The organism is Providencia alcalifaciens DSM 30120 (genome assembly GCF_000173415.1).
Classification (GTDB): Bacteria; Pseudomonadota; Gammaproteobacteria; order Enterobacterales; family Enterobacteriaceae; genus Providencia; species Providencia alcalifaciens.
The window spans coordinates 1-2,919 of sequence record NZ_ABXW01000006.1; the positions used below are offsets into that span (position 1 = coordinate 1).

Consider the following 2,919-nt stretch of genomic DNA (forward strand, 5'->3'; position numbering starts at 1 on the left):
GCAGGAACAGGAAGCGGGGTTGTGTCTCCTTTTTCCGACACACTCAAAGGGGGCGAAGATGAGCCGTTTCCATTGAACACCCCGGTCGTGGTGGTGGGCACTGCGCCCCTATCGCGTTTGGGGAATGCTGGGACGTTGAAGCAAGCCTTGATTGATCTTAATGATCAGCGGCATGCACTTTCGGTCGTGGTGAGGGTTGAAGCGCAAGCGGATGCAGACGCACAACGTGCAAACCTCCTCAGCGGGATCCGTCAACTTTCTTCAAGTCGCTCTGTGGTGGGGTATCAGCCGCGCATTGTGATTGCGCCGGGATTCAGTGAAGACGATGCGGTGGGGAAAGCCTTAGAAACCGTGGCGGGAAAATTACGGGCGGTGGCGTACGTGGATTGTGCGTCAGGGGCGACGTTATCGGAGGTTGTTCAGCGTCGACAACGTTATGGTGCAAGAACGGAGTTATTACGTCCGCGCGTATTAGCGACGCAACTCGATGGTCAACTGGCGTATCGCCCGTATTCGGCGTTTGCGGCGGGACTCCGAGCCCGTATTGATTACGAAAAAGGGTGGTGGTGGAGTAAATCCAACCAAGCGGTGTTCAACATTCTGGGCGTGGAGCAAGTCGATGAGTTTATTTTGGGGGAACGCAACTGTGATGCCAACTTACTCAACATGCAAAATGTTTCTACGCTGATCCGGCAAGCGGGATTCAAACATTGGGGCAATCGTCTGTGTGCGTCACACCCGCAATGGCATTTTGAATCGGTACGTCGAACAGCGGATGTGATTGAGGACAGCATTCAACTTGCGATGCTGGGGTATGTCGACCGTCCATTAGATCGACAAAATGCAGACGATATTATCGGCTCAGTGAACGCCTATTTGCGACGACTGGTGGGGGAAGGGGCGATATTTGGAGGGCAAGCGTGGTTAGATCCTGAACTTAATACGGCAGAAACGTTAGCTGCGGGAGAGCTTTACATTAACTATGACTTTGGTCCTAAATCGCCAACTGAGCTCATTCAGATGCGCGTCAGTATCAATAATGAATACGGACTACAGGAGTTAACGGCACTATGAGTTATCACAATCAATTACGCGCATGGACCTTTTTTCGTCAAGGTATTCGTATTCAAGGGGCTCATGAATTTATGCCGCCCACGTTATCGATAGTGAAAACGGATTTACGGACGGGCGCACAAGATGCCCCCATGCCGGTAGATGATGGGATGGAGGCGCTCACCTGTCAGATCAAGTTTTACGGTCTGGATACGGAGATGTTGTCCAGTTTCGGCTTTGTCAGCGGGCAACGCTCTCGATTTACCGCCTATCAAGGGTATGTGGCAAACAATATTGCATTGGGTACTATTGAAGAGATTGAAGGGTTTGTGATGACGGTGACGCCGGATGCTCGAGGCAATAGCAATTTATCCGAAGCGGCGTTCACCGTGGACATTGCCGTGAATTACTACCGCAAAACGTTTGAAGGGAAAGAGTTATTTATGATTGATACCGAGCGTTTTGTGCGTCGAGTCAATGGTGTGGATGTGTTCGCGGGGCTAGCGGCAAAAGTTCGCGTGTAATGTTTTTTCAATATGATGATATAGCGACCTTCGGGTCGCTTTTTTTATGGAGTGATGATGAATATGAGTTTTCCCGGTGAAACGCGCACAATTAAATTGTATACCCCTATCATATTGGACGGTGGCGTTGAACTTACAGAGATCACATTTCGAGAGCCTGTGGTACGTGATCGCATTGCATTTGCCAAAGATCGCGGCTCAGAAGAGGAAAAAGAAGCCCGTATGATAGCGCAACTGTGCGGTCTGAGTGAGCAAGATATTTGGCAATTGACGGCAGCGGATTATGCCCAGCTGACGGATACCTTTAACGTTTTTATGTTACCGCCCGCGAAGCGACCGAAGCCGACATCAACAACGCGTTAAGATTTCTGGGGCGTCGATTGCATTTTACGTTATCGGATTATCTTGCAATGCCTTTTCGGGTTTTTTCTCAGTGGCTTTTGGATGAATTAAAGGAGGCGAAACGTGGCAAGCGTGAGTCAAAACCTTAAAGCGACAGTCTCTTTTGGCGGTAAAATTTCCAGTTCATGGCGTCGTTCGGCGTCAGATTTACGTAAGGACTTGCAGGATGTTGAGCGTCAATCGACGCGATTGAAGCAAGAGCAAGTCAAGCTGACGGCGGAAATCAAACGGCAAAAACTTGCCGGTGCCAGTGTCAAAGATCTTAAAAAACAGTATGCCGCATTAACCCGAGAAATACATCAAGCGGATACCGCTCAAGCTAAACTGAATACACAGTTGGCAAAATCAGAGCGTTTGGACAGTTTTAAGGGGATAGGGAGGACACTGGCTGGACGAGGCGTCAATTTAGCCAAAGGGGTCGGGATTGCAATTGGGGGCGGCATGGTGGCTTCGGGCGCTGCCGCACTGTTCACCCCAGCGATCGCCAACGCGGAGACCGCCGAACAGGTCGGTCTGGCGACGTCTTACGGGGTGGATACTCAAACGTTCATGCAGTGGGATTCGTTAGCCAAACAGTATGGCATGAACGGCGAGAATATCGGTGATTTGTTTGAAGAGTACCTGCATAAGGCAGGGGAATTTAAGCAATTGGGCGAACAAACCGCCCTCACTGAAGCGTTTGAGACACTGGGGATTAAGGATTTTGAACTCGGTGCGCTGAGTGATATTGCTCAGTTTGAAAAAATTATCGATAAAGCACTGTCACTTGAGGATGAGTCCAAAGCCTCTTTTGCACTGGATGCCTTATTGGGGGGGGAAGCCAGTAAATTGTTGATGTTGATTAAGCGCTCAGGGAAAAGCTTTGACGAGTTGATGCGAGAGCAGCGCAAATACAATTTGGTGACAAAAGAAGGGGCTGACGGGGCATTAAAAGGGCATA

At 49.8% G+C, this 2,919-nt stretch carries 4 protein-coding genes; all 4 read left to right on the top strand.

Annotated features, from left to right (window positions below):
* Positions 1-1,074, top strand: a 1,074-nt coding sequence (locus PROVALCAL_RS02330) for a phage tail sheath C-terminal domain-containing protein (RefSeq protein ID WP_006657471.1), incomplete at its 5' end; no start/stop codon positions are given.
* Positions 1,071-1,577: a phage major tail tube protein gene (locus tag PROVALCAL_RS02335; RefSeq protein ID WP_006657472.1), complete on the top strand. Its 507-nt coding sequence runs from the start codon at positions 1,071-1,073 to the stop codon at positions 1,575-1,577. The genes PROVALCAL_RS02330 and PROVALCAL_RS02335, both read left to right, overlap by 4 nt.
* A gap of 63 nt (positions 1,578-1,640) precedes the next feature.
* Complete coding sequence (locus PROVALCAL_RS02340; RefSeq protein ID WP_036960142.1) at positions 1,641-1,940, top strand: phage tail assembly protein; 300 nt, start codon at positions 1,641-1,643, stop codon at positions 1,938-1,940.
* A gap of 102 nt (positions 1,941-2,042) precedes the next feature.
* Positions 2,043-2,919 (top strand): AAA family ATPase (locus tag PROVALCAL_RS02345; RefSeq protein ID WP_006657474.1); only part of this gene is annotated, 877 nt, incomplete at its 3' end.

Bases quoted from the DNA above. Each gene is read 5' to 3' on its own strand.
- PROVALCAL_RS02335 (WP_006657472.1), top strand. From the start codon at position 1,071: ATGAGTTATCACAATCAATTACGCGCATGGACCTTTTTTCGTCAAGGT.
- PROVALCAL_RS02340 (WP_036960142.1), top strand. From the start codon at position 1,641: ATGAGTTTTCCCGGTGAAACGCGCACAATTAAATTGTATACCCCTATC.